This window comes from Fulvivirga sp. M361 (assembly GCF_007097395.1).
GTDB lineage: Bacteria > Bacteroidota > Bacteroidia > Cytophagales > Cyclobacteriaceae > Fulvivirga.
The window spans coordinates 32,401-57,545 of the sequence record NZ_VKDC01000040.1 but is presented as its reverse complement, the minus strand read 5'-3'; the positions used below and the strand labels follow the sequence as shown (position 1 = coordinate 57,545).

The 25,145-nt window shown below is 42.1% G+C and carries 16 protein-coding genes; 10 read left to right on the top strand and 6 right to left on the bottom strand.

What is annotated here, in order from left to right; translation table 11 throughout:
• The first annotated feature begins 66 nt into the window (after nucleotides 1-66).
• Nucleotides 67-8,514 carry an Ig-like domain-containing protein gene (locus FNH22_RS27180; RefSeq protein WP_221420362.1) on the top strand — a complete coding sequence of 2,816 codons (8,448 nt, stop codon included), beginning with the start codon at nucleotides 67-69 and terminating at the stop codon, nucleotides 8,512-8,514.
• 162 nt (nucleotides 8,515-8,676) lie between these two features.
• On the opposite strand, the gene FNH22_RS27175 is transcribed toward FNH22_RS27180, so the two are convergent.
• Nucleotides 8,677-9,456, bottom strand: a complete 780-nt coding sequence (locus tag FNH22_RS27175) for a T9SS type A sorting domain-containing protein (RefSeq protein WP_143401673.1) — start codon at nucleotides 9,454-9,456, stop codon at nucleotides 8,677-8,679.
• A 209-nt stretch (nucleotides 9,457-9,665) separates the two neighbouring features.
• Entirely contained in the window at nucleotides 9,666-10,901 is a 1,236-nt protein-coding gene (locus tag FNH22_RS27170) for an ABC transporter permease (RefSeq protein ID WP_143401672.1), read from the bottom strand.
• Nucleotides 10,902-11,027: 126 nt separating this feature from the next.
• Between FNH22_RS27170 and FNH22_RS27165 the strand changes: the two genes are divergently transcribed.
• Nucleotides 11,028-12,287, top strand: coding sequence for an asparagine synthetase B (locus FNH22_RS27165; protein ID WP_143401671.1), 1,260 nt, complete (start codon nucleotides 11,028-11,030; stop codon nucleotides 12,285-12,287).
• A gap of 201 nt (nucleotides 12,288-12,488) precedes the next feature.
• Here FNH22_RS27165 and FNH22_RS27160 read toward each other — a convergent pair whose 3' ends face one another.
• The 3 genes from FNH22_RS27160 to lpxK form a co-directional block, all read right to left on the bottom strand.
• Nucleotides 12,489-13,082, bottom strand: coding sequence for a tRNA-(ms[2]io[6]A)-hydroxylase (locus tag FNH22_RS27160; protein ID WP_143401670.1), 594 nt, complete (start codon nucleotides 13,080-13,082; stop codon nucleotides 12,489-12,491).
• 66 nt (nucleotides 13,083-13,148) lie between these two features.
• On the bottom strand, nucleotides 13,149-15,014 hold the full coding sequence (locus FNH22_RS27155; protein WP_185154436.1) for a putative porin: 1,866 nt from the start codon (nucleotides 15,012-15,014) through the stop codon (nucleotides 13,149-13,151).
• Nucleotides 15,015-15,081: 67 nt separating this feature from the next.
• On the bottom strand, nucleotides 15,082-16,137 hold the full coding sequence (lpxK, locus tag FNH22_RS27150) for a tetraacyldisaccharide 4'-kinase (RefSeq protein WP_143401668.1): 1,056 nt from the start codon (nucleotides 16,135-16,137) through the stop codon (nucleotides 15,082-15,084).
• A gap of 118 nt (nucleotides 16,138-16,255) precedes the next feature.
• On the opposite strand from lpxK, the gene FNH22_RS27145 reads away from it, so the two are divergent.
• Genes FNH22_RS27145 through FNH22_RS27135 form a run of 3 tightly spaced genes read left to right on the top strand, consistent with a single transcriptional unit; the run spans nucleotide 16,256 to nucleotide 19,598 of the window.
• Complete coding sequence (locus FNH22_RS27145; RefSeq protein WP_143401667.1) at nucleotides 16,256-17,356, top strand: Nif3-like dinuclear metal center hexameric protein; 1,101 nt, start codon at nucleotides 16,256-16,258, stop codon at nucleotides 17,354-17,356.
• Nucleotides 17,357-18,136, top strand: a complete 780-nt coding sequence (locus FNH22_RS27140; RefSeq protein WP_143401666.1) for a zinc ribbon domain-containing protein — start codon at nucleotides 17,357-17,359, stop codon at nucleotides 18,134-18,136.
• 4 nt (nucleotides 18,137-18,140) lie between these two features.
• Nucleotides 18,141-19,598: a lipopolysaccharide assembly protein LapB gene (locus FNH22_RS27135; protein WP_143401665.1), complete on the top strand. Its 1,458-nt coding sequence runs from the start codon at nucleotides 18,141-18,143 to the stop codon at nucleotides 19,596-19,598.
• On the opposite strand, the gene FNH22_RS27130 is transcribed toward FNH22_RS27135, so the two are convergent.
• Nucleotides 19,588-20,214 (bottom strand): histidine phosphatase family protein, encoded by a 627-nt coding sequence (locus FNH22_RS27130; protein WP_143401664.1) that lies wholly within the window; start codon nucleotides 20,212-20,214, stop codon nucleotides 19,588-19,590. The two genes, FNH22_RS27135 and FNH22_RS27130, sit on opposite strands and share 11 nt — an antisense overlap.
• A 48-nt stretch (nucleotides 20,215-20,262) precedes the next feature.
• Here FNH22_RS27130 and FNH22_RS27125 point away from each other — a divergent pair, with 48 nt between their 5' ends.
• The 5 genes from FNH22_RS27125 (at nucleotide 20,263) to FNH22_RS27105 (ending at nucleotide 25,142) form a co-directional block, all read left to right on the top strand.
• The gene (locus FNH22_RS27125; protein ID WP_143401663.1) at nucleotides 20,263-20,682 is read left to right on the top strand and encodes a hotdog fold thioesterase; all 420 of its coding nucleotides are present in this window, start codon (nucleotides 20,263-20,265) and stop codon (nucleotides 20,680-20,682) included.
• Nucleotides 20,683-21,879, top strand: coding sequence for a chorismate-binding protein (locus FNH22_RS27120; protein ID WP_143401662.1), 1,197 nt, complete (start codon nucleotides 20,683-20,685; stop codon nucleotides 21,877-21,879).
• On the top strand, nucleotides 21,876-23,588 hold the full coding sequence (menD, locus tag FNH22_RS27115) for a 2-succinyl-5-enolpyruvyl-6-hydroxy-3-cyclohexene-1-carboxylic-acid synthase (protein WP_143401661.1): 1,713 nt from the start codon (nucleotides 21,876-21,878) through the stop codon (nucleotides 23,586-23,588). The genes FNH22_RS27120 and menD overlap by 4 nt, the downstream gene beginning before the upstream one ends.
• Nucleotides 23,589-23,709: 121 nt before the next feature.
• Nucleotides 23,710-24,072: a hypothetical protein gene (locus FNH22_RS27110; protein ID WP_143401660.1), complete on the top strand. Its 363-nt coding sequence runs from the start codon at nucleotides 23,710-23,712 to the stop codon at nucleotides 24,070-24,072.
• A complete protein-coding gene (locus tag FNH22_RS27105; protein WP_143401659.1) occupies nucleotides 24,069-25,142 on the top strand; it encodes an AMP-binding protein in 1,074 nt (357 codons plus the stop codon). Before FNH22_RS27110 ends, FNH22_RS27105 begins: the two co-directional genes overlap by 4 nt.
• Nucleotides 25,143-25,145: the final 3 nt, after the last annotated feature.

Sequence of the window (25,145 nt, the reverse complement as noted above, 5' to 3'; positions counted from 1 at the left end):
ATAAATATCAGCACCACAGCGGCCGACTACTCGGGAGCAACCAGCATTGTTATTCCAGCCGGTGATATGAACGCTACTACAGCTATTACAGGCCAGGATGATAGCGACGTAGAAGGAGATGAAAGCTTCACGGTAGAAATAGCTTCTGTCACCAACGGTGTGGAAGACAGTACGCCACAAGAGGAAACAATTACCATCACAGATGACGACACCCCTGCCCCTTCCATTGCGTTTGATGATTCCGGAGGTTCATACCCTAATAATGTAGGCCTGAACAGAGACATTGAAATTACGTTCAGTGAAGCTGTTCAAAAAATTGATAATAGTGCACTTGTCAACACGGACCTCGCAGGTTTGATCACATTCAAATTCGATGATATGTCGGGGGATGACGCCGGGTTTACCGCAACAATAAACGCAGCTAAAACCGAAATCACTATAGTGCCGGATGAGCTTGTATCAGAAAATAAATTATTTGGCCGAAGAAATTACTATGTGGCGTTTGACGGTACTCAGGTAGAAACGCAGGCAGCTCAAGTACCATTTACCAATGAAAGTAGTATTTTCAATACAGCGGACGCAGGTACTCCGGGAGCAGTCCCAAACCTTGCTGTTGGCACAGTAACGGGAAACTCTGTTCAACTGAATTGGACAGGTGCTACAAATAATGGAGAAAGATATCTGCTTTATGCTTCTTCAACTTCAAACTTATCGGACGGAGACGTAGCAAGTGATGGTGACGATCCCGGAACCATAGAAGATCCGGATGTTGGTGACGGAGACGCGGTAGTTATCCTCGATAATCAAATTGGCCCCAATTCTTACACGTTCATGGGGCTCAATGCACTGACTGAATATAGGTTCAGAATACTTCCATTCAATAATTTTAATAGTAACTGGGAGTATCGGCAAAGTAATGATGAAATTGAAACTGTTACCACAGATTGCCTGGCACCTGCAGTCCAGGCCAGTAATATTGCCTTTGGTGCAACTAATGCCGCTTCAATGAACATTAGTTGGCAGAGGGGTGACGGCGACGGAGTGATCGTCATTGCCAGAGAAGGTGCCGCAGTGACTTTTGTGCCCGCCAATGGAAATGGATATCCATCAGGGGTAGATTCCAATTTCGACAACGCTTCAGCAGTTGGAACGGACACTAAGATTGTTTTTCGTGGCAATGGTAATAATGTTTTAGTAACAGGCTTGGATGCCAGTACTACCTACCATTTTGCCATATATGAATATAATGATACTGATAATTGTTACAATTTGGCAGGACCGCTCACCGGGTCCAATGCAACTAACGCTCCAAGTAGTACCTCGACAATCTCAGGAGGCACAGGCCCTGATCAGTTACCGGCTACAGCGAGTGGAGGTAGCCGAATTGCTGTGTTTTCCTTTACCGTAGAAGATCAGGGGGATGATGGCAGGGATACCAATATTGAAGAAATAGTTTTCACACAAATTGGTGTAGACTTTACAAGTACTAACCTGAGTAACTTGATCCGTAGTGCAGACCTCAGAGATGATGATGCTAATTTCACACAGAGCAATATCACAATCAGTGGAGATCAAATTACGATAAGTAATATACCAACCGGACAAGGAACACTGGGTAATGTAGACGAAGGCACAAGTAAGACGTATACACTGAGCATCTTGTTTAAAAATCCATTAATGGGTGGTCTTGGTCCGGTGGTAGATGGAAGACACTTAATTTTCTCCGTACAAACATCGGATATCCAAACGCAAGCCTCGGAAAGTTCACTGGCTCCAAGCCAAAGCACTAATTCTGATGCTATTGGGGCGCCCAATAACGAAATAGTTGTGGAAGCGACCGAACTAAGGTTTATTCAACAACCTAGTGATGTGTTTGTGTTTTCCACTATGTCACCCGATGTAACGTTAGAAGCTACCGACGCTAACGGGAACCGTGATTTAGATTATACGGGTACTGTTGATATCACATCATTGGGAACACTACAGGCTACACCCACTGCCTCTTTTGTTGCCGGCCTTGGAACTTATGGTACAGTTTCCGGCACTGAGGTTATACATACTGTAGCTGAAACGGGACGTACACTATCTACTGCCAATTCAAACCCTTTATTGACAGAAGCCGGTCCATCCAACCCATTCAATGTCTTTGCCCCGGTTACTAATTCAGATATCGTAGCTGACGGGGGGTTTGTATACGCCGAAAACATCCCTTATATCAACCACCAGGAGGCAGGCAATATTGTGGTTAGCGGATCCAGCATAGAGGTTGCAGCATTTACCATTCGTGATGGAGGTTCAGGCGCAAACGATGGGGACGAGTTGGATACCGAACTTACTGAAATCGAGTTTACACTTACCAATCCTACATATATCCGCAGGCTGGCGCTTTATGTGGATGAGGACCTGAACCCTGATTATGAAACAGAAATAGCCGAAGCAGTAGTTTCCGGCAATACTGTAACTTTCACCGGTATATCGATTACTGCCCCGGATGATGGAAATAAAAATTTCGTATTAAGAGCTAGTTTTACCAATACGGTAGAAGATAATGAGCAATTCTCGTTCACGATTGACCGGGCTGAAGCTAATCCGGCAAGTTCCGGTTTTGCCACATCCAATGCGGGTAATGCCAGTTCATCTGTTACCGGTGATGACAACAAAATAGAAGTAATAGCCACAAGACAACGCTTCACAACGCAGCCAGACAGTCCGGTAAGGCAGGGATTTCCTATACCTACTCAACCTGTGGTCATAGCGGAGGATATTAATAACATTCAGGACCTGGATTACAATGGGACTGTAACCGTCACCAATACAGATAACCTGTCTATGGTAAACGTACCAGCCAGTTATAGCAATGGAACGTTAACATTTTCAGGCTTTCAGTACGACGGAGAGGGGGATGGTACATTAACAGTAGCCAGTTCCCCACTATCTTCCGTGGTCAGTAATTCTGTATTTGTAGATGGGACTGCACCTACAGCCGTAATAAGTGATGATCAGGCCATTGATAAGATCGTAAAAGAGAATGATGTGGTAAATATAGCCGTTGCATTCACTGAAAACGATCAAATCAATGAAACTCTTGCACCGATGATCTCCATAGGCAGTGTAATAACTAATCAGCCCATGGTACGTGATAATAACCTAAACTGGACCTTTGAATGGACCGTGCCTGGCGGCAATGATGGCCCAGCCGCTATTACTATTACAGCATCAGACAGAGTAGGTAACCCGCTTGGCACGGTTACCGGTGTCACTTCTTACACCATTGACAATACGGCTCCTACAGTATCTACGATCACAACATTAGACGACAATCCAACCAATGCTACCAGTGTCCGGTTTCAGGTAGTATTCCAGGAAGATGTAACAGGTGTTGATATAAGTGATTTTAGACCAACTGCCGGTACGGTAACAACTGGAGATGTTACAGGCACAGGGGATACTTATATCGTAACAGTCCGTGGCTTGGCTGGAATAACAGCAGATGTTGGTTTACATGTACTAGGTAACCCTCCCTCAGGTACGCCTGCCTCCATATTTGACATTGCCGGTAATGCATATGTGGCTAACTTCGATTCAGGGCAAACTTACCAGTTAGATAATACTCCTCCGGTAATTCAAGCAATTTCTCCCTTCTCTCCGGCTGATGATTCGTTTAACAACTCTGTGAATACGAACCTGGTGGTCCGATTCAGTGAAGATATCAGAAGGGGAGTCGGCACTATTAGACTTCGTTTAACCAGTGACGATAGTGAAATTGAAACATATAATCCTGGTGAACTTACATTTAGTACAAATGAGCTTACTATTGACCGAACCGCTCGTGCTAGCCTCACAGAAGGGACAAGTTACTACATACTAATCGATAATGATGCGGTAAGAGATGCGGCAGGTAATGATTTTGCAGGCATTTCAGATAAAACCATATGGGATTTCACCACCTTCGCAACCCCTATAATCAATGGTAATGGCCTTCCTGACGCCGGTTGTGTAGGGCAAAATATTACCATAAACGGAAACTTTCTTACTGGTGTCACAATTGTTAGATTCAATGGGCCTGCAGGGTTAGATGCCGCAAACTTTACTATTATTAACGATACCCAGATTACTGCCGGAGTACCATTTTACAACGGTTCATCGTTGAATGGACAAGTTTATATAGAAAAACCAAACAATGATAATCCTGGTGATCCGAGAAGTGCCACTTCAGCCCAAACGCTTGAGGTCGGTCCATCAAGAGCCACTATCACACAGGCTCCGCCCGCTAATAACCCAGTCTGTTCTTCAGGAACAACAACCCAAACCCAAATTCAAATAGAAATTATTGGAGGTAACGGACCATATTCTATAGACTATAATGTAGGTTCATTTAATAATGACTACATAAATAACCAAATTGAAAGTGTTACCCCTCCTAACATTGGAACAAATACTTTCAGGCTGAATGCTGTTTCGGATAATTCCGGAGCCATAGGTTGTCCTGTTCCTGCTACAGAACTTTTAGGAACCTTTAATGTAACCTTAAACCAAAGGCCCTCCATAGATGCAGGTGCTGGTGGGTCTATAGACTATTGTCCTGCCGCACAAGGAACTACATTAATTCTTAATAATGCTTTTTTTGGAACAGAAACACCTTCTTTAACTGATGTTGGGAGCTGTCCAGGGCCGGGATGTGGTGTATTATGGGCTACAGACGGTGGTGATGGAGCTTTCACGAACTCAACCACACTACTTAATGCACGATATGACATAGGTACGAACGATTTGTTGAATGGATTTGTAAAACTGACTTTACAAAGTACCAATAATCCAACAGCATGCGAATTCGTCATCGATACCTTAACAGTAAACTTCATTTCCAACGCAACAGCCAATCCCGGTGGTGTTGGCGGTGAGTTAAATTTCTGCTGGGATGGAGTGAGCAATCCCGAGGTACAGCTAAACGGCTCTGTCAGTGGTGGGTCCGGTCCACTTTGGTCTGTTGCCTCCGGTAGTGACGGTTCGTTTCAAGGCAACATTACAAATATTAATAATCCTGTATACATTTTTGGTCCAAATGACGTAGTTGCCGGTGAGGCAACCGTTCGACTTACTCCGGATGGAGGTAGCTGCGGGAGCGGGGTGACATCCGATTTAAGAATTGTCCCCATAGAAATTCCTGACCCATCGTTTCAATCTCCAAAAGGCAATGTTTGTATTAATGAAGCAGCGGTAGTTTATCAAGTGCAAAACAGGATAGGAAGTAGTTACGAATGGATGGTCACCGGAGCGACAACTTCAGGGAATGACATTGTTGGTCAAGGAACTAGCGCGATACTTTTGAACTGGGAAAGCACTCCTGGAAATTTCAGCGTTGAAGTCGTTGAAACAGATCTAAATGGATGTATAAGCAACCCTGAAGTTTTACCGATTGTAATAAATGACCTGCCTGATCTAACTTTCATATCACCCAACATCAGGGCTTTTGATATCAATGCAGATCCGGTTGAGCTCATTGGCGGCATAGTACCCTTGGGCTCCCCATCCCCTCCTAACGAAGTGGATGGAGATTTCATGGGTACAAGCGTCTTTTTTATTAATGACGGTGGTCCAAGATGGTTTTTCGATCCAAGCAGTGCCGGACTTACTACACCAAGCAATGAGCATCAAATCACATTTTTACACACAGACGCTAATGGTTGTACCGGATCAGTATCTGAAGATTTTGTAGTTAGGGATGGACAATCCTCCTTACTCGATGTTAGTGACCTGACCATAGTCCTGGATGAATATTGTGAAGATGCAAATTCATTTACCATCACATTAAACCCATCCTCTGGTATAATGCCACAATCGGACGGGTCATTTACTTTCAGAGGGCCTGGAATAGATCAAAATGTGACAAATGTGATTGGGGGTGGCGACGTTGAGGTTACGGCAGTTTTGAATCCTAAACAAGCATTTTCTGATGCAGGTGAACTTGGGCCGGTAAGAGAAATTACAATTTTTTATCAAGATTCAGTAACCAGGGGCGCCTCTCGCGAAGTCAGGCGATTGGGTCAAAGAACTGTGACCATTAATGCCAAGCCCAGTCCTAATGAGACTTTGAGAGAAGTCAGAGGAAGAAATTTCTGTGAAGACGCTGATACAGTAACACTCTTAGTGGATAACGTGATCAGCGGCGGAGAAACTGCACTGATATCTTCACCCAACCAGGCAAATACTATTCGCCAAATCAATGCGGGCACATTTGAATTCATCCCGGGAAATGTAATGTTTCCAATGCCAGGAAATGATCCTGATAATAATTTTGCTCCACAAACGGTTATTGTAAATTATCAATATACGGCCTCAACAGGATGTGATACGTTGATCACGGAAGAGGTAATCGTGAACCAAAAACCACCTAGACCATTGGTCAATGCCACTGAAGTGTGCATTATTGGTGATGATATTCCTCGTGTAAGCGCTGTTGGTGTGAATGTTACAAATAATGTCACTATAGAAGGCACTGTTTCCATACGGTGGTTTAATGAAAATGGGGTAAATATTGATGATGGAAATGAACTAAGTGAAACTATTCTTCAAGACATTACCGGTGCCGAAACAATTTTTGTTGCTCAAGAAGTTAATGGTTGCCTAAGTGAAACTGTCAGACTGGTGATAGAAAAAGTAGATGATTTTGATTTTGCATTTAATGGTAGTTGTCTGAACCCCTCAAGTGGTATTGAATTTACACAAACCACCGGCCCTGTATCACAGCTCAGATGGAAAGTAAATAATACTGTGGTTAGTACACAAATCAGCCCTGTTGTCCCATCTTTTACGTTCAATTTTCCAGAGCCGGGACTGTATGACGTTCAACTGGAAATCTCTACAGCAAATGGATGTATAGATTCTATCAGTAAACCCATTGTAGTAACCTCACAGGAAACAGCTACAAACGATATTACTTATTTCGAAAACTTCGAAGATAATAATGGTAGTGGTTGGGTAGGAAGTGGATTAAACAATACCTGGGCACACGGCTCTCCCAGAGCTGGCAATACTTCCATCAACCTCGGTCCAAACAGCGGTTCTGTCATCTGGATTACCGGTTTGGATGGCCCTTACAATAAGAACGAAGAATCGTTCCTTTATAGTCCTTGCTTTGATTTGAGTGACCTCGATAGACCTTTATTATCCTTTGATTACTGGGTGAATACCGCTAACGGTGAAGATGGTGTAATTGTAGAATATTCCACAACAGGCATCAACGGTACCTGGCAGCGGCTTGGTAATTTTGACAACGGTATACAATCCGGTATCAATTGGTACAATCAGCGCGATGTTTCTGCTAACCCGGGAGATCAGTCTGTAGGTTTCTTTGGATGGTCAGGAAATTCAGAAGGATGGCTGGAATCTAAACATAGCCTGGATGAGATCCCATCTGGCGAGCGACAAGAGGTATTGTTCCGTTTTTCATTCAAAAGCACAGAAGGTTCTGATGCGGTGGATAAACCGGACGGTTTTGCCATTGACAATGTATTTATTGGCAATCGTACCCGTATCATACTAATAGAGAATTTCACCAATACCAGCCAGGTAGCGAATACACTCGACGAGGCTACCACCTTAGACAACTTTATAGGCACCACGCAGGAACGTGTCGTCCTCAATTATCATACAGCCTTCCCGGGGGAAGACCCTGCTAATGCGGATAACACAGCTGCAACCAGCGCCCGGGCGCTATACTATGGTATTTCAGAAGTACCCAGGGCAAGAATGGACGGCACCTTCAGAGATGACTTGGGTGATCTCTTTTCTCAATGGGGAACGTCCGAATATGGTATCCGGACCCTGTCAAATGCACCGATCAATCTTTCCATAGATCCCCAGGTCAATGGAAACGTATTGGACATAAATATCAGTTTCACTACACTGCAGGATATTGCTCCAAATGCAGTGGTGCATGTAGCTATTGTTGAGAATGACATTTCCATTACGGACGATTATAATCGAGCCAGCGTACCCAGCGGCCAGACCACATTAAATGCCGTGGTAAGAGAAATGCTGCCTACAGCGGCCGGAACCAAGTTTGAAAACCAGATCCCGGAAGGTGAAACCAGAGCATTCACAGTATCCTGGCAACCCACCACCCAGATCTTTGATCCCGCTAATGTAACCATCATAGCTTTCGTGCAAGATGAAGTGACCCGCGAGGTATACCAGACTGAACGAATTGCCAATGTAACCCTTCCTTCTTTGGTTACAAGTGTCGAAGGAGAGCTAATCCATTCATTGCTCAGCCTCTACCCTAACCCGGCAAACGAAGAGATGATCATCCGGTTCAAACAACCGTTACAGCGCATGACTCCAATGGTCATCTTCGATACGTTTGGTAAGCTGGTATTCGAAAAAGAAGTAGCTGCAGGCACCAGCTTATTTAAAGTAGATACCCGCACCTTTGTACCGGGCATGTACCACGTTAAACTGGACTTACCTAATGGAGAATTGGTGAAACAACGATTAGTGATTATCCATGATTAAGAAGCTGGCGTAATTAATTATGATGATATTTTCACTTCCTAACATCATTGTGCGGAGGACAAAGCAATCTCATAATCGGTTGGGTGTAGAATAAATCACTGCACATCACACGATCAGGAGACTGTATTTGTGCCCTCCTGCACAGTAACGATCTTTTATTAATCACCTCTTAATAAACTTCTCTTTCCTGTTCTGTATCTCAAGGTAATACTCCCCGGGTTTCAGGTCTGATAAAAAAATTTCGCGGCCGACACCTTTCTTTATCACCTTACCCTGAAAGTCAAACACCTGATAATTCGCACTATCTGATAAAGTGATCTGTGAGGTAACGATCTGCGGACGGAAAGTGATCAAGGTATCGGTCTGTGTGTAATATAATTCCAGTGAATACGCCTGGAACCCCTCGTCCGTTTCATACATCACTCTGTATTTATTTTCACCTTTGTGATGCTGAGTAGACACAGCATATTGACTACCCTGAAGCTCTTCTTTAGCAACGACCCTGTCAATTATTGTCCATTCGGCATTTTCCTGTTCCTGCTCGATGGCAAATTGCCCGCTTTCCTTTTCCCCTGAAGTAGCCCAGCGAATGCTGTTATGGTCCACTTCTGCACTCAGAAATTGAAAATTATCCACAGGATGCAGCACCTGCGGGTTAATAATAGTAGGCCGGCACCCTTCCAGGTGCTCTATACGGATCACTACCAGATCATTGGTACGGAGGTAAGAAAGGTCAATCTTAAAAGCAGATACTTTCGGGGACTCTAACACCAAGCGATCATTTACAAATACTGCCTGGGTGCAAAAGCCAGAAGCTGCCCTGTTATAAGGGTTTTGAACAAAAATATCACGTCCCTGATACGCTCCGGAAAGTACAATTTCACCGCTGAAAGCTACGTTGCTAAAAATGAGATAAAAAAAAGATAAAATGATCCAACGCATAGGTGCCTGCTAAATAGGTCAATTATTCGCTTTGATGCAAGTGCTTGGGTTTAAGTCGTTAGTCTTTAGTCGTGAGTACTTAGTCTGTAGTCGTGAGTCGTGAGATTATAGATTGGATAATTAACCCTCTATACTAAACTCCAAAGCAAATTTTGCTCTATGCACCATGCTCTTTCCTCTTCGCTCCATGCTCTATGCGCTCCGCTCGGTCATTCAAACCTTAATGATTCGATCGGGTCCAGTCTCGCTGCTTTATTTGCAGGAAGGTAGCCTGAGATAAGCCCTACTACAACGCACACTACCAAACCAATAAATATCCACATCCAGGGCACAACAAAACCATCAATATCCAGGGCCTGTGCCATCAGGTTCCCCACACCAATTCCCATGAACACACCAGCAATTCCGCCAAGCAAACAAACTACAATGGCTTCGATAAGAAACTGCTGACGGATACGCTTTGGTGTAGCACCCAGCGCCTTTCGTACACCTACCTCCCGGGTACGTTCCGTGACCGACACCATCATAATGTTCATTAACGCTATAGAGGCGCCGAGTAAGGTGATAAAACCAATACCAAAACCACCCATTTTCATCGCGCCAGTGACTTTCGCCAGTTGTTCTGCCAAAGATTCACTTTTAGCTATCTCAAACGAATTTGGCTTGCCAAGCTCATCTCTGCGTATTTTTCGCATCAGTCCGGTAGCTTCACCCATAGCATAGTCCAGGTCTTGTACATTTTTTATGCCCACAGTCATCGAATACCGCAGTACACGTCTGGATGACAGTCGGCTGGCACTTAAAACAGGCATGATAACGGTATTGTCCGGAGATCCGCCCCCTACCTCCCCTCGTTCTACCAACAGGCCAATCACCTTGTATTTACCACCCAAAACGGAGATCTCCGAGTTAATGACTTCCTCATTATCCTTATAAAGCGCCTTATACACATCCGGGCCTATGATCACCACATTTGATCCATATTGGATCTCTACAGAGGAGAAATTACGCCCCTTTTCAATATCCATACCCTCTAATGCTACATGATGCTCGTTAGCGCCAAAGACGCGAACCGATGGGTTCGTTTTTTCAGATCCGCGCTTAATTTCTGCTGTACCTGTTATATAAGTAGAAAGACTCACTTCTGCCGGGTAACGATAATTATCAATAAACCGTAAAGCCTGTTTCAGCTTAAGTGGCGGCTGGGCTTTTTCTGAAACACCTCCACGGCGCCCACGACGATTACGTTTGGAATAAATGTCAAAAGTATTGACCCCCAAATCCGATAGTGAATCCGTTACAGAACTTTGTATACCATCAATAGCCGTAAGTATCCCAACCAAAGATGTAATTCCAATCGCTACGATTAACGCTGTAAGAATGGTTCTCAGTAAATTAGCATTAATAGATCGTAACCCTTCTCGAATATTCTCTGCTAAATTCATGGTCTTTACAGGTTTTTCATCTACTGATGAAACTAAAGTAGTAAACAATTCCGTTAGACAAATTGTAAATCATTTAATTAGACGATAAGAAGTTTTATCGGTAATTTCAAGGGTTGAAGTATGCATATGAGATCGATCGTTTTAACATTCCTTCTTTTGTTGTTTGCCTCGTCTGCTTTCAGCAGTTACTTGCTGGTACCTATGGATGAGCGACAAACCAACCATCTCAAAGCCTATGGTATTTCCTATTGGGTATTACAAAATGATATAGAAGTGGACTGGTTGCTCAACTACAGGGGGGGCAGCTTTCTATTTAAATACTATCAAAAATTTGAAAATGAGCTTATCATCAGGGGAATAAGCTATGAAGTGGTGTCTGATGCGCAGTCTAACAGCATACTGGAAAACATTGCCAGCCCCTCATCCAATTCAGATGTAATGCGGCTGGATAAGTTCCCCAAAATAGCCGTTTACTCCCCTAAAAGTAAACTACCCTGGGATGATGCGGTCACCCTGGTTTTAACCTATGCCGAAATTCCTTATGACGTGATCTTTGATGACGAAGTACTGAGTATGGATCTTCCCAAATACGATTGGCTGCACCTGCATCATGAAGACTTCACAGGTCAGTATGGAAAATTTTACCGGAACTATAAAAATATGCCCTGGTATATTGAGCAGCAACGGGAATTTGAGGAATCCGCCCGAAAGCATGGTTTTAGTAAAGTATCACATCTAAAATCATCTGTTGTAAAGAAAATTCGTGAATTCGTAAGTGGTGGCGGCTTTCTCTTCGCCATGTGTTCAGCCACAGATACGTATGATATTGCACTGGCAGGGGAAGGTGTAGACATGATCGACCGGATGTTTGACGGAGACCCTCCTGATCCCAGAGCGCAGGAGAAGCTTAGCTACACCAATACCTTTGCTTTTGAAAACTTTAAGATAGAACGTGATCCTTTTGAATACGAGTTTTCCAACATTGACAATAAATATGCGGAACGTGGTCTGCGTGAAGAAAATGACTTTTTTAATCTTTTTGAATTCTCCGCGAAATGGGACCCTATCCCTACGATGCTTACACAGAACCACACACGGGTAATCAAAGGGTTCTACGGTCAGACCACAGGCTACAAAAAACGCCTGGTAAAATCAGATGTGGTGATCATGGGGGAAACAAAGTCGATCAAAGAGGTGAAATACATCCACGGAGTGTTTGGCAAAGGCTTTTGGACATTTTATGGTGGACATGACCCGGAAGATTACCAACACCTGGTAAATGAAGAACCTACTGACCTGAATCTTCATCCCAATTCTCCGGGATACCGTCTTATTCTGAATAACATATTATTTCCGGCCGCTAAGAAAAAAAAGCAAAAGACCTAAATTCTGTAATCACTATAATATCAGGACTTCGCTCAAAACTTATTTTGACCTCTTCGAAGAAGAGCACATTTCGAAGAGCACCGAGCCTAAATCAATGTGGGTTCCGGTAATCAGGGTATCAAATACTGGTAATAACAAGCCAGCGAATGGAACAGAAACAGGTTGGACCTGAATCCAAAGAAAAATCAAATGTTGCAGTATTTAATGCATTCTGTCGCCGCGTACTTCCAGCGTTTTTACTATCTCGGCCTCTGCTGTCAGAATTTCTTTCCAGCGCTCCATCACATACGTTTCAGGCATGTATTCTTTAGCCAACTGCAAAAAGTTTTTGTAGTGACTGGCCTCCGACACCATTAATTCATAATAAAACGTTTGAAGTTCTTCATCCTCAATGTTTTTCCATAACAACCTGAATCGCTCACAGCTTCTGGCTTCGATCAGTGCATTGATCAGTAATTTTTCTACCAGTTGTTCATCCCGGCTTCCTCCCTTTTTTTCAATATGGGTAAGCCGCACAACATATTCATCTTTACGTTGCTTCCCGAGTGCATACCCTCTTTTCTTAAGTTGCTCCAGTACCCGCTCAAAATGACTCCATTCCTCCGCCACTACAGGGGTCATCAAATCCACAAGTTTTTGTTTTTCAGGAAACTTAACAATCATAGAGATACAAGAGGTAGCAGCCTTCTGCTCACAGTAGGCATGATCCACCAGAATATCTTCGATTTTCTTTTCCGCAATATTTACCCAGCGAGGGTCGGTGGGCAGTTCCAGCCCCAAAACATGCTTTTCCATAATTCTATTATTCGGTATGCCTTCCACTTATGTCCGTGCACTCTATTTCATCCCCCCTGGCCAGGGTTAATCGTAAAAGGTCCAGTCAAATCCAAAGTCAAAGATTGGCCCCTGACCAGGATAGCCTGGTGTAGCAAAATAGCCTGTGCCATTCGCAATCTCATATAAGTTGTTATACTTTAAAAAGAAGCGGCCACGGTTCATTTTTGCATTAAAGAAAACATCAATGATGGGATATTCCGGAATTTCGGACGCATCCTGAACAAAAAACTGCATAATCGCGGGGTCATATCCATCAGCAAAATAAGCCGTCTTCCAATGCGCATCTACCCCTAGTTGCCACTGCAGGTTTCCATTGAACGATATACGGGTATAATACACCTGTGCATTTGTAAGCAGATCCGGTACCTGTACGGCTTGTGCTGACCCACCGGAGACATTGGTATAGACTGCCTCGGCACTAAAATTCATATGGCGAAGGAAATCCACACTGAGCCTGACTTCCCCGGTCAGGATACTTATCTCAGAAGAAACCTGAGTTGGAGAAATATTACGCGCCTCGGAAGTACTTTTATCTTCAAAGTAGATGTAGTTGTTCAAAAGCGTATAGGAGGCTGCCGGTTGAATAGAGAACGGACCATAGTTTAGCAACAACTTACCTTTCACACTGGTGGTGATAGGGTCATCAAAATCGCTGTTGAGCCATTCGTCATAACGGCCACGGTAGCCTCGCTGCATAAAAGTAGGCTGCGTCAATGAAGTAGACCCCTCTGCTTCAAACCAGCTATTGCGAATGCTTCCGCCAAGCCTAAAGTTACCATCAAGAAGGTACTCACCATACGCTTCAATGTAACTCACCGAATCATTTCCAAATCGTAAGTTAACACCTACATAATTCTCCAAAAGATCCGTTTCCACAGAATCGGGACTTAAATAAGCATAATCAAAATTTATGTCTTTCACTTTATAATAGAAGTTATAAAAGGACTTTCCCCAATCTCCCTTCACCCCAAACTCATTCTGCCGATATACTATTTTAGATCGATCCAATGTGGAAATTGAGTCTACCGCCGAATCAAAGAACACATCGTTCGTCTGCACAACCGGGAAATCATTCTGTTGTTTATAGCGATTGTATTCATGGTACACCTGAAGCCCCTCTTTAATTTTATATTGGTGGTAAAGTTGATAGTTTGTGCGTAGCTCCGAGGTTTCCGCATCAGGGAGGTTCGGCTGGCGCCGGCTGTCATCAAAAAAGGCTGCCAGGTCATTTTCGTCGTCCACAAAAACTCCGCCCGACTCACTTACAGCCTGCCTGTTGCGGGTAAAATTACCATAAAGCTGATAACGAAGGTTTTTAGTAGCATAATTACCCCCCATACGATAATTGATGCCTTGAACATTACGATCTCCTCTTCCCTGGCGGCCGATCTGCTTATCGATGAACATTCCCCGATAGTCAAAAAACATGTTCGAGCGCTCATCAATATTTCGCGTATAGTTGGCGTGTGTAACAGACCTGCCTTTTCCGCCCCAAATGATCTTAAAATTTGAATACGGCGATTTGGTATCATAGTACTTTACGTCGTTAGGGTCAGTAGCATACAGGTCATATAAAGTAAATCCTGAAGACGCTCCAATCACCTCCGGGGTCTGGGGGAAAACAGGATTTATCGCCGTACCTATATTTCCAAGGTCATGATAACCGTATTCGTAACGTGGTGGGTATTGAAACCTGTGCCAGTTATGAATGGTGGTATCGATCGTCCAGTAATGAGGTAGATTGTATTTAATGTTTTTGAGATAAGTAAAGCGACTGGTAGTTGGCCCATAGACCTGCTTGGTACTATCATCCAGAATACTGGATCCGCGACGATCCTGAGGAGCACGCTCTTCAAGGTCAGGGATTTGTGAAAATACCTCAACACCCAACAATGAGATACAAAAAAATAAAAATGTCGCTCTACGTAAAAACACCCCCAAAGCTAAAGAAATAGGTCTAATTGGAATACTGCCTGATTGATTTTAAAATAAGATCATCAAATAGTTTGCCATCTTGTAAAAAACAAGTCTCTATTGGCACATAATAAACCGGTAAGTTTTCTAAAATATTCCTAAAATCACGCTTCAAAAATTTCACCATGTCCTTTTCGGTCGTCACTAAGCCCGTCATTCCGGAATGATCTTTTTTTATCTCATCTGCAAGTTTTCGTATATCACTTTCCGAATATTGATGGTGGTCGGCAAATATTTTCTCATCTGTCAATATAAATTGATCTTTTAGATGGTTGTGAAGAGGGCGCGGGTTTGCAACCCCGGTAAATAGGTAAAGCTTGTTCGGCATTTCGATAGGATTGCCAGTTTTAAAACATGGTTTCAAGTTACCATATTGAATCCCTGTAAAAAAAATCGGGGCATTTGCATTGTATTTTTCCAGTTGTATTTTGATGCTTTTCATGTCACTCTCACCCAAATTATGGGGGCATTTGGTAACAATAATAACATCTGCCCTTTTGGCCCCATTCCCTGACTCACGAAGTCGCCCGGACGGCAGAATACAGTCCTTATAAAAAAGCCGACTATAATCCGTTAGAAGTATGTTGACCCCCGCTTTCACTGACCTATGCTGATAAGCGTCATCCAGGAGTATCACTTCGATATCGTCATTTTCTGCCAGCATAAATGGAATAGCCAGCGCACGCTCCGCACCTACTGCCACACGTATTTGCTCCTTGAATTTTCTATAAAATTGGAAAGGCTCATCACCCAGGGTAATCGCATTATCCTCTTCACCCGCCAGACGGAAACCTTTGGTAGTGCGTCCATATCCGCGACTCAATGTTGCCACTTTAAAATCATCTTTCAGCAAGCGTATCAGGTATTCTATCATGGGTGATTTACCCGTACCACCAACCGATAAATTACCTACGGCAATAGTATTGACCTCAAACTCAAAAGACCGCTTATATCCGATATTATAAAGATGATTGCGAAACCGTGTAGCCAGGTCATACAATAAAGCAAAAGGGAAAAGCAAAATCGAAATGAATTTCATGTCCAAAAATATTTCCTGTTAACAGGTATAGTTACTTATCATCTCTGACACAAAATATCAGATAAGCCTGTTTACGTAATTAATTGTATAAATTTGACAGCTGTAAAATTGCCTTTTTATGCTCAAAATAAAAGATATACTTCAGCATTTAGAAATCTATGCCCCTCCGACATACCAGGAAGCATACGATAACTCCGGGGTGATCTGCGGAGATGTCGATCAAATGGCAAAAGGCGTATTGATCAGTTTAGATGCCATAGAATCCGTGGTAGATGAGGCTATTTCCAGGAACTGTAATCTTATTGTAGCACATCATCCTATTGTATTCAAAGGGCTTAAATCGTTGACAGGCAAAAATTATATAGAGCGGACAATCATTAAAGCAATAAAAAATGACATCGTTATTTATGCTATTCACACTAACCTGGACAATATTCATACTGGAGTAAATAAAAAGATATGTGATAAAATTGACTTAACTGAAACTTCCATACTTGCCCCTAAAGAGAACACGCTATTAAAGCTCGTGACATTTGTACCTAAAACCAATGAAGGATCCGTATTGCAAAGTCTTTACGCCGCTGGTGTTGGCAACATTGGGAATTACAGTAATTGTAGTTTTCGAACTGCCGGAAAAGGGTCATTCAAACCAAATGACAAAGCTGATCCACATATCGGCAAGGCAAATAAAGAGGAACATGTAGAAGAGCAACGTATTGAAGTCATATTACCTGTACATAAAAAAAATGATGTGATCACCGCGTTGAACAGAACGCACCCCTATGAAGAAGTAGCCTACTACCTCACTGAATTGAAAAACGAAAACCAGGAAATAGGTGCTGGCATGATAGGAACCTTACCAGAGTCGATGAACGCAGAAAAGTTTCTTAACCATTTAAAGAAACAAATGGATCTCACCTGTATTCGACATACTCACATGATCCATAAAAAAATCAATAAAGTAGCCGTTTGCGGAGGATCCGGAAGCTTTCTGCTCGGTGCGGCCAAAAGCAGGGGGGCTGACGCCTTTGTCACTGCAGATTTCAAATATCATGAATTTTTTGATGCAGAAAATAAGCTGATGATCGCCGATATTGGTCATTATGAAAGTGAAGTATATACAAAAGAGTTATTATATGACATTTTAAAGGAAAAATTCAGTAACTTCGCACTCAATTTATCTAGTATCGTAACGAATCCGATCAGTTATTTATCATAAATGGAAAGCAACACCGTAGCACAGAAACTTGAAGCTTTAGTAAAACTCCAGGCCATTGACTCAAAACTTGACGAAATAAAAAAATTAAGAGGAGACCTTCCTGATGAGGTGCGTGACCTGGAAGATGAAATAGAAGGTTATAACACAAGATCCGGAAGATTTATTAGCGAACTCGAAGCGCTGGAAGATAGCATTAAAACGAGTAAGACTAATATTAAGGAGGCTGAAAAGCTGATTTTAAAATATACCGATCAGCAAAAAAACGTCAGAAACAATCGAGAGTATGATGCTATAACGAAAGAGGTAGAATTGCAAGAACTGGAAATTCAAATTCTTGAAAAGAGAATTAAAGAAGCGGGATTTAACATTGAAGCTAAGAAAGAGGATATAGATAAAGTACAGGCTTTAATAGATGAAAGGAATGCCGACCTCGATATGAAAAGAAAAGAGCTAGATGAAATCCTGAATGATAGTCAGGAAGAAGAATCTAAGCTCATGACAGACCGTGAAAAGGCCACCAAAAAAATAGAAAATCAACTCCTTAAATACTACGAAAAATTAAGAATTAATCTTTCCAATGGTTTGGCAGTAGTAACCGTACGCAGAGGAGCAGCAGAAGGATGTAACATAGTTATCCCACCTCAGAAAATTGCTGAGATACGCGAGAAAAAGAAGATAGTGATCGATGAGCATTCTGGCAGAATACTTGCCGATGTGGATACAACTTCTTACGAGGAAGAAAAACCGAAGCGTACTACAAGAAAAAAGAAAGAAGCATAATTAATTGGCTTTATACCATTACAATTTTTATTACAAAAAGGCAAGCTTACTAGCTTGCCTTTTTTTATGGACAGTGCTGACCGGGTACACTCAGCAATTTATCACCTTTACCAAAACCGAACAACAAAATTACCTTGCTTTTGGAGAAATGGACCATACATACCTTCGGCGAACTACGGATCATGATTCCCCTGCTTCCATATATATTGCCAACCTTCATCATAGCATTGAACTGATATTATCAAATGATCCGCAACAATTTGAAAGATACCAGGAAGCCCAAGAGGCCAGGCTCGAAATACTTGAAGAGTCGAATATTACGGACCCTATCTACTCTTTCATCAAAGCTGAATTGCTGTTACAAAGTGCATTTGTTCATTTGAAATTTGGCTATGAACTGGAATCGGCCTGGTCAATACGCCAGAGCCTGAGATTAATAAAGAAAAAGAAAAACAACTTTCCCGATTACCTTCCTTATCTAAAAACCTGGGGACTGTTACAAGTTTTAATGGGTTCCGTTCCGGAGGATTATCACTGGTTGTTGTCAGTGCTGGGAATGAAGGGCTCTATTGATGAAGGCCTGAGCGCTTTAAGTATACATGCTGCTTCTGCAGACGCTACAGCTTCTGAATCGGCTATGCTTCTTAGCCTGTTTCAGGCTTATTTATTAGGTAGATCTTCCAACATATCAAACAAAGCAGAGAAGTCTGTTTCTGCATTACAACACTTTGTTAACTTACTCGTAGCACTAAAAAGCAATTCCGGACCGAAAGCCATTGAATCATATAATACCCTGAAGCAATGCAAGTGGGATTACCCGGTCACCTATTATTTAGCTGGCGAAGCATACCTGCGGCAAGGAGACTTTGTAAATGCCGTCAAACAATACCAACACTTTATTGAACAAGCTAAGGGTGAAGCCAACGTAAAGGATGCGCATTACAAAATATTCCTGGCCTATCACTTAAGTGGTTCAGCAAGTAATGCCCAAAAATACTATCTGCTAGCAAAGGAAAAAGGGAATACACAAACTGAGGCTGATAAACACGCTAATAAATCACTTAAAAAAGATAAATGGCCAAATGTGTTGATCATGCGCATCCGCTTATTGACGGATGGTGGCTATTACTCGGTAGCAGACAGCCTGCTCGAAACAGAAAAGCATCATCAGTTTAACGACAGTGAAGAGCAACTTGAATTTACCTATAGAAAAGCCCGCCTTGCGCACCAGCAAGGTAAAATAAGCAAAGCCATAGAATTTTATGAGAAAGTAACCGCTACTACATTCAAAACAGCTTCTTATTACGCTCCAAACTCATGCCTGCAATTAGGACTGATATACGCAGAGCTAGGGCAAACGAAAAAAGCTAAAGCTTACCTTACTAAAGTAAGCGGCTATCCCAAACATGAATACAAACGTAGCCTGGATCAAAAAGCAAAAAACGCGCTGGCTAAATTGTAGCCAATTCTTTCAAGTGTGTTACGTCATTAAATTTTTCTACGGTAAACATACTGCCTGTATAATTCAATTGGTAAAGGCATAGGTTAGAATGTTCAAACATATCCATACTTTTCAGCGGGTAGTTGAGTATTTGACAAAGAAGAACACGCATGGCCCTGCCATGCATGCAAATAAGTATGGTATGCTCTTCTTCCTGGGCCAGTATATGATCCAATGCCAATTTCTGACGATCATATACGTCTTGTGGAGACTCCCCTCCTTCTATTCTCAGATCCGTTTCCCCATTCTGCCATCGCTTGATCACATTATAATAATAGGCATCTTCTTCCGGTGTAATAACTAATCCCTCGCGTGTGCCCCAGCTGATCTCGTTCAACGCTGCCAGCGACTCATGAGGCACATCGCTTATGAAACGTTTCACTGACTGCACGGTACGCCTGAGAGCTGAAGTATATACCTTGTCAAAGGGTACGTTTTTGAATGCGTCATAAAAAGCAACAGCCTGCTGCTGTCCTCTTTCATTTAGGTCAGCATCAATCCCACTTCCCTGTACAATGCCTTTGTAATTGTAATCGGTTTGACCGTGACGAACAAGGTATATTTTTTTGGTTTTCAATTTGTCTTTATTTTAGAGCGCAAAAATAGAATAATTTACCAATCTTAAATGATCCAACGCAACGTAACCATAGAGCAGCTTAACAAGATGTCTAAAAATACCATGATGCAACATCTGGACATTGAATTCACGGAGGTAGGGGAAGATTTCGTACGTGCTAAAATGCCGGTTGATCACAGACATCATCAGCCATATGGCTTGCTACATGGAGGTGCCAGTGTGGTTTTAGCCGAAACATTGGGAAGTGTGGCCGCACATTATTCTGTAAAAGATCCCAATAAATTAACGGTTGGCTTAGAGATAAACGCAAACCACATGAAAAGCGTTCGGTCAGGTTTTGTAGTAGGGACAGCACATCCTCTACACATAGGTAAATCAACACAGGTATGGGAAATCAAAATAGTGAATGAACAGGATGAATTGGTATGTGTTAGTAGATTAACCATGGCAGTGATTGAAAGAAAGTAGATGGGTGGTATAATAACTGAAAATAAGATAGGTAGCTTGTCTAAAAGTCAGCTCCAGGCCTATGCATTTGATTTTTGTAAAGAATTGGGTTCATCTATGGCTTCATGGCGAATACCAAACCAGGATGAAGTTCACCTGATCATAGGTTCGGCTGTACAGGACAAAGTCAAAGGAACTTCCCTCGAAGACCTTCCATCAGGATTCATGTTTTCTCCCTTTGATAAAAAAAAGTCCCCGGTATTTATTGAGAAAGAGATACATATTAACCTGAATACCAAAGGCCTTACTGGAAGTTCTGATAAAATTGATGAGTTTCAGGCTTATATATCAGGCAACGAAGACCCGTCTAAAACTACCGCTAATAACAATGAAGATGGCAGTGCCATCAGTTCGAATGAACAGAGTAATGCTCAGTTTACCAAACTTGTGACAGAAGGCATCAATCGCATAAAAAGTGGCGAATTACAGAAAGTAGTACCTTCCCGTTCCAAAACAATTGAGCTTCCCGAAGGGCTGCAACTCAACAGGCTTTTCTTTGAGTTGTGTGAAGCTTACCCAAATGCATTTGTTTCCACGGTCTACAGCCCTGAATGTGGCATTTGGTTGGGTGCTACACCTGAATTATTATTGGAACTGGATAAAAATGAGTTCAAAACAGTAGCTTTAGCCGGTACTCAGCCTTATGATCCGGCTATGCCCATGTCAGAGGTAGCCTGGACACAAAAAGAGATAGAAGAGCAAGCCCTGGTGAGTAGGTATATCATCAATTGTTTCAAAAAGATCCGGTTAAGGGAATTTGAAGAATATGGGCCTAAAACAGCACGAGCGGGGAACCTCATCCACTTAAAAACCGAGTATGTGGTAGATATGGAAGCCACCAATTTTCCTGACCTGGGATCTGTTATGCTTGAACTCCTTCATCCTACCTCAGCTATATGCGGCATGCCATTGGAGGCATCCCAGGAATTCATACGGAACTTTGAAACCTATGACCGGGAATATTTTAGTGGCTACCTGGGGCCGGTTAAAATAGGGCACAAAACAAGCCTTTTTGTTAACCTTAGATGTATGAAAGTTCGTGAAAATCATGCAACATTATATGCTGGAGCAGGCATTACCGAAGACTCCAACCCAGAAAAGGAATACCAGGAAACCGAAATGAAAATGAATACACTCCTTAACCTTATCAATAGTTGAACCTACAACCGATTTTTAATATAGTTGACATCTGCCATAAGCTGGGAGTTACCAAAGCCATTATTTCTCCCGGTTCTAGAAATGCTCCCCTAACCATGGCTCTTACGCGTCACCCTGACATACACTGTCGTTCTGTTAGCGATGAAAGATCTGCCGCCTTCATAGCTTTGGGCATAGCACAACAACTTAAAGAACCTGTTATCCTGAGCTGCACCTCGGGTTCAGCTGCTTATAATTATGCTCCAGCTGTAGCAGAAGCCTTTTACAGACACATACCACTTCTTATCCTCACCGCTGATCGTCCCCCGGAATGGATTAACCAACTTGACGGACAAACGATTCGTCAAAATGATCTGTACCGTAATCATATAAAAAAGAGCTTCACCCTTCCTGTAGACCTTAACTTACCTCCGTCCGAAACACATGCTTATCGCATTATCAATGAGGCTATAAATTGCACAAAAGAATATCCATACGGACCTGCACATGTAAACATTCCATTCAGAGAGCCTTTTTACCCTGAAAGGAAAGAAATGCCGACATTTCAAGAAAATATAAAAGTAATACATACCACTCCGGCCAAAACGTCTCAGCTAGACTGGGAAGGGGTGCAAAAAGAATGGAATCAATATAAAAAGAAATTAATAGTAGCTGGTCAACAGCCAAAAAATGTAGCGCTAACGGATGCTTTATCCACCATTTATAAAGAAAAAAAGGTCCCGGTAGTTGGAGATATCTTATCGAATCTCCATTCCATTGAAGAAGTAGTAGCACATACTGATCTTTTTGCAGGAAGTAATAAAAAGGGCCTCAAAGAAAGCCTTCAGCCGGACTTACTGATCACATTTGGACTATCTACGATCTCCAAAAATCTTAAGTTACTTTTACGTCAGTATAGTCCTGATGCACATTGGCACATACAATTTGCCGGCGATGTACCTGATACCTACAACTCATTAACAAAAATAATCAGAGTACAACCGGAGGACTTCTTCAAACATTTTTCATCTGTTATACATGAAGAATCGTTTGATTTTCAAAAGCAGGAAAACTATTGCAACATCTGGTTAATAGAAGAGCGAAAAGCACGTCGTAATATTGCAAAATTCTTTAGTACCGATACATGGGGTGAATTGGAGATGGTACATAAAACCATCCAGGCAGCTCCCGACAGTATAAATCTTCATCTTGCCAATAGCATGTCCGTACGATATGCTAATTTTATAGGTCTGGAAAGCCCTAAAAACCAGGTGGAAGTTTTTTCAAATCGTGGCACCAGTGGGATAGACGGAAGCAATAGTACGGCCGTGGGTGCCGCATTGGAAAGTGATAAAATAAATCTACTTATCACCGGTGATATGGCCTTCTTCTATGATCGTAACGCTTTTTGGCATAATTATCCTACACCCAACCTTAGAATACTGGTATTGAATAACCACGGTGGTGGCATTTTTCGAATGATCCCCGGCCCGGACCAACTTCCCGAAATGGAAGAGTTCTTTGAAACAAAGCAGACGTTGACGGCCAAAGCGCTGGCAGAAGAATTTGATTTTGATTACTTGCTCTGTGATAAAAAAAGTAAGGCTAAAAACTACCTTGAGCAATTCTTTGAAAACAACGGAAAAGCGAAAATACTCGAAATTGAAAGCGACGCAGCCGAGAACACTCGCATTCTGAAAGAGTTCAAAAATTTCAGTACTGTTCCATAGATTTTTAAAGTGAGGCTAAAGTCTTGGATTTCCTTGAAAGATCAGACTAAAAATCTGATATTAATCAGCCTCAAACTAGTGAAAATTTTCTAACTTTCTTATACACCAGAAGCCAAACAAGATGTATGAAAAAAGAGAGATCCACCGAGCGATAGGCGAACTTGCCTATGTTATTTCCAGGGCGCAAACCGGTCATGAACTGGATGAAAAAAAAGCTTTCTTTAAAATCATAGAAAAAGAATTGGACTTTGATGCCTGGTCTGCTGAAAGTCGTTTTGAAATACTGGATGAAAAAATACACCCTACCATCGACCATGCTTATAATGAAGCAATTCACGAGTTTCGACGGTACAAAAAGTATCTCACACCTGAACTAAAAGACACTACCCTAAGGGTGATAGAGGCAGTGGCCCGGATTTATTACAAATCAGAAGTACAGCAGTTTGTAATAGACCGACTGAAAAACGATTTAAAGACATTGTGAGCATTGCAACCATTACATTCGGGGAAAATGTTTTAGCGTTGGAAGACCTTAACCGTTATGCGCCTAAAAGTACTTTTGAACATGACACATTACGTTTTCTCAAAGAATGGTGCAGTGGTGCCAGCACATTCAAAATGAAGACTTCAGGCTCCACTGGCAAACCATCGGATATCATCCTCACAAGACATCAAATGGAGGCCAGTGCAAAAGCTTCTATAAAAGCCTTTGGGCTGAAATCCGGCGATCCTATACATCTTTGCCTTAATACCAATTTTATTGCCGGAAAAATGATGCTTGTGCGGGCGGTAACAGGCCAAATGAATATAATAGCGGAAGAACCTAAAAATATACCTGAACGAATTGATGATACCATTCGGTTCACAGCGTTAGTACCATTGCAATTGGAAGGGCTTTTAAAGAATGGTACTACTATTACCACTCTGAATAAACTCAAAGCAATCATAGTCGGTGGAGCACCTGTGAACGAATTACTCGTTGAGAAGTTACAATCCCTTATATGTCCGGTTTATGCCACATTTGGCATGACGGAAACAGCCACACACATTGCATTATGTAAATTGAACGGATCTGATAAATCTGAATTTTACCGGACGCTGGAAGGTGTAGAAATAGGTATGGATCAAAGAAAATGCCTTACCATTTCAGCTCCGATGACTAATTACAAGACCATCGTCACCAATGATAAGGTAAGAATTGTCAATAATCGCGAGTTTGAATGGTTGGGTAGGTGGGACAACATCATCAATTCTGGCGGTATAAAGATCCAGGTAGAACAAGTGGAAAAAATAGTGGCACATTACTTCAAAAGGGAAAAGATAAACCAAAGGTTTTTTGTCGGCCCTATGAAAGATAATAAGCTTGGTCAAAAAATGATATTATGCCTTGAAGGTAGTCAGGCTTCCTCATTATTAAACTCTTCACTACTTATCTCTTTAAAATCTTTTCTTCCAGCTTATCACACACCTAAAGAAATGTTCTTTATCAAAAAATTCGCTGAAACGCCTACGGGAAAAATAGACCGTAAAAAAACACTTTCAATTATTTCTTAGTGT

What these genes read in the sequence shown, in the direction of transcription:
- FNH22_RS27110 (WP_143401660.1), top strand. Translation starts at nt 23,710, where the DNA reads ATGTATGAAAAAAGAGAGATCCACCGAGCGATAGGCGAACTTGCCTAT.
- FNH22_RS27145 (WP_143401667.1), top strand. Translation starts at nt 16,256, where the DNA reads ATGCTCAAAATAAAAGATATACTTCAGCATTTAGAAATCTATGCCCCT.
- FNH22_RS27125 (WP_143401663.1), top strand. Translation starts at nt 20,263, where the DNA reads ATGATCCAACGCAACGTAACCATAGAGCAGCTTAACAAGATGTCTAAA.
- FNH22_RS27160 (WP_143401670.1), bottom strand. Translation starts at nt 13,082, where the DNA reads ATGGAAAAGCATGTTTTGGGGCTGGAACTGCCCACCGACCCTCGCTGG.
- FNH22_RS27165 (WP_143401671.1), top strand. Translation starts at nt 11,028, where the DNA reads ATGAGATCGATCGTTTTAACATTCCTTCTTTTGTTGTTTGCCTCGTCT.
- FNH22_RS27180 (WP_221420362.1), top strand. Translation starts at nt 67, where the DNA reads ATGAACGCTACTACAGCTATTACAGGCCAGGATGATAGCGACGTAGAA.
- lpxK (WP_143401668.1), bottom strand. Translation starts at nt 16,137, where the DNA reads ATGAAATTCATTTCGATTTTGCTTTTCCCTTTTGCTTTATTGTATGAC.
- FNH22_RS27175 (WP_143401673.1), bottom strand. Translation starts at nt 9,456, where the DNA reads ATGCGTTGGATCATTTTATCTTTTTTTTATCTCATTTTTAGCAACGTA.
- FNH22_RS27120 (WP_143401662.1), top strand. Translation starts at nt 20,683, where the DNA reads ATGGGTGGTATAATAACTGAAAATAAGATAGGTAGCTTGTCTAAAAGT.
- FNH22_RS27140 (WP_143401666.1), top strand. Translation starts at nt 17,357, where the DNA reads ATGGAAAGCAACACCGTAGCACAGAAACTTGAAGCTTTAGTAAAACTC.
- FNH22_RS27170 (WP_143401672.1), bottom strand. Translation starts at nt 10,901, where the DNA reads ATGAATTTAGCAGAGAATATTCGAGAAGGGTTACGATCTATTAATGCT.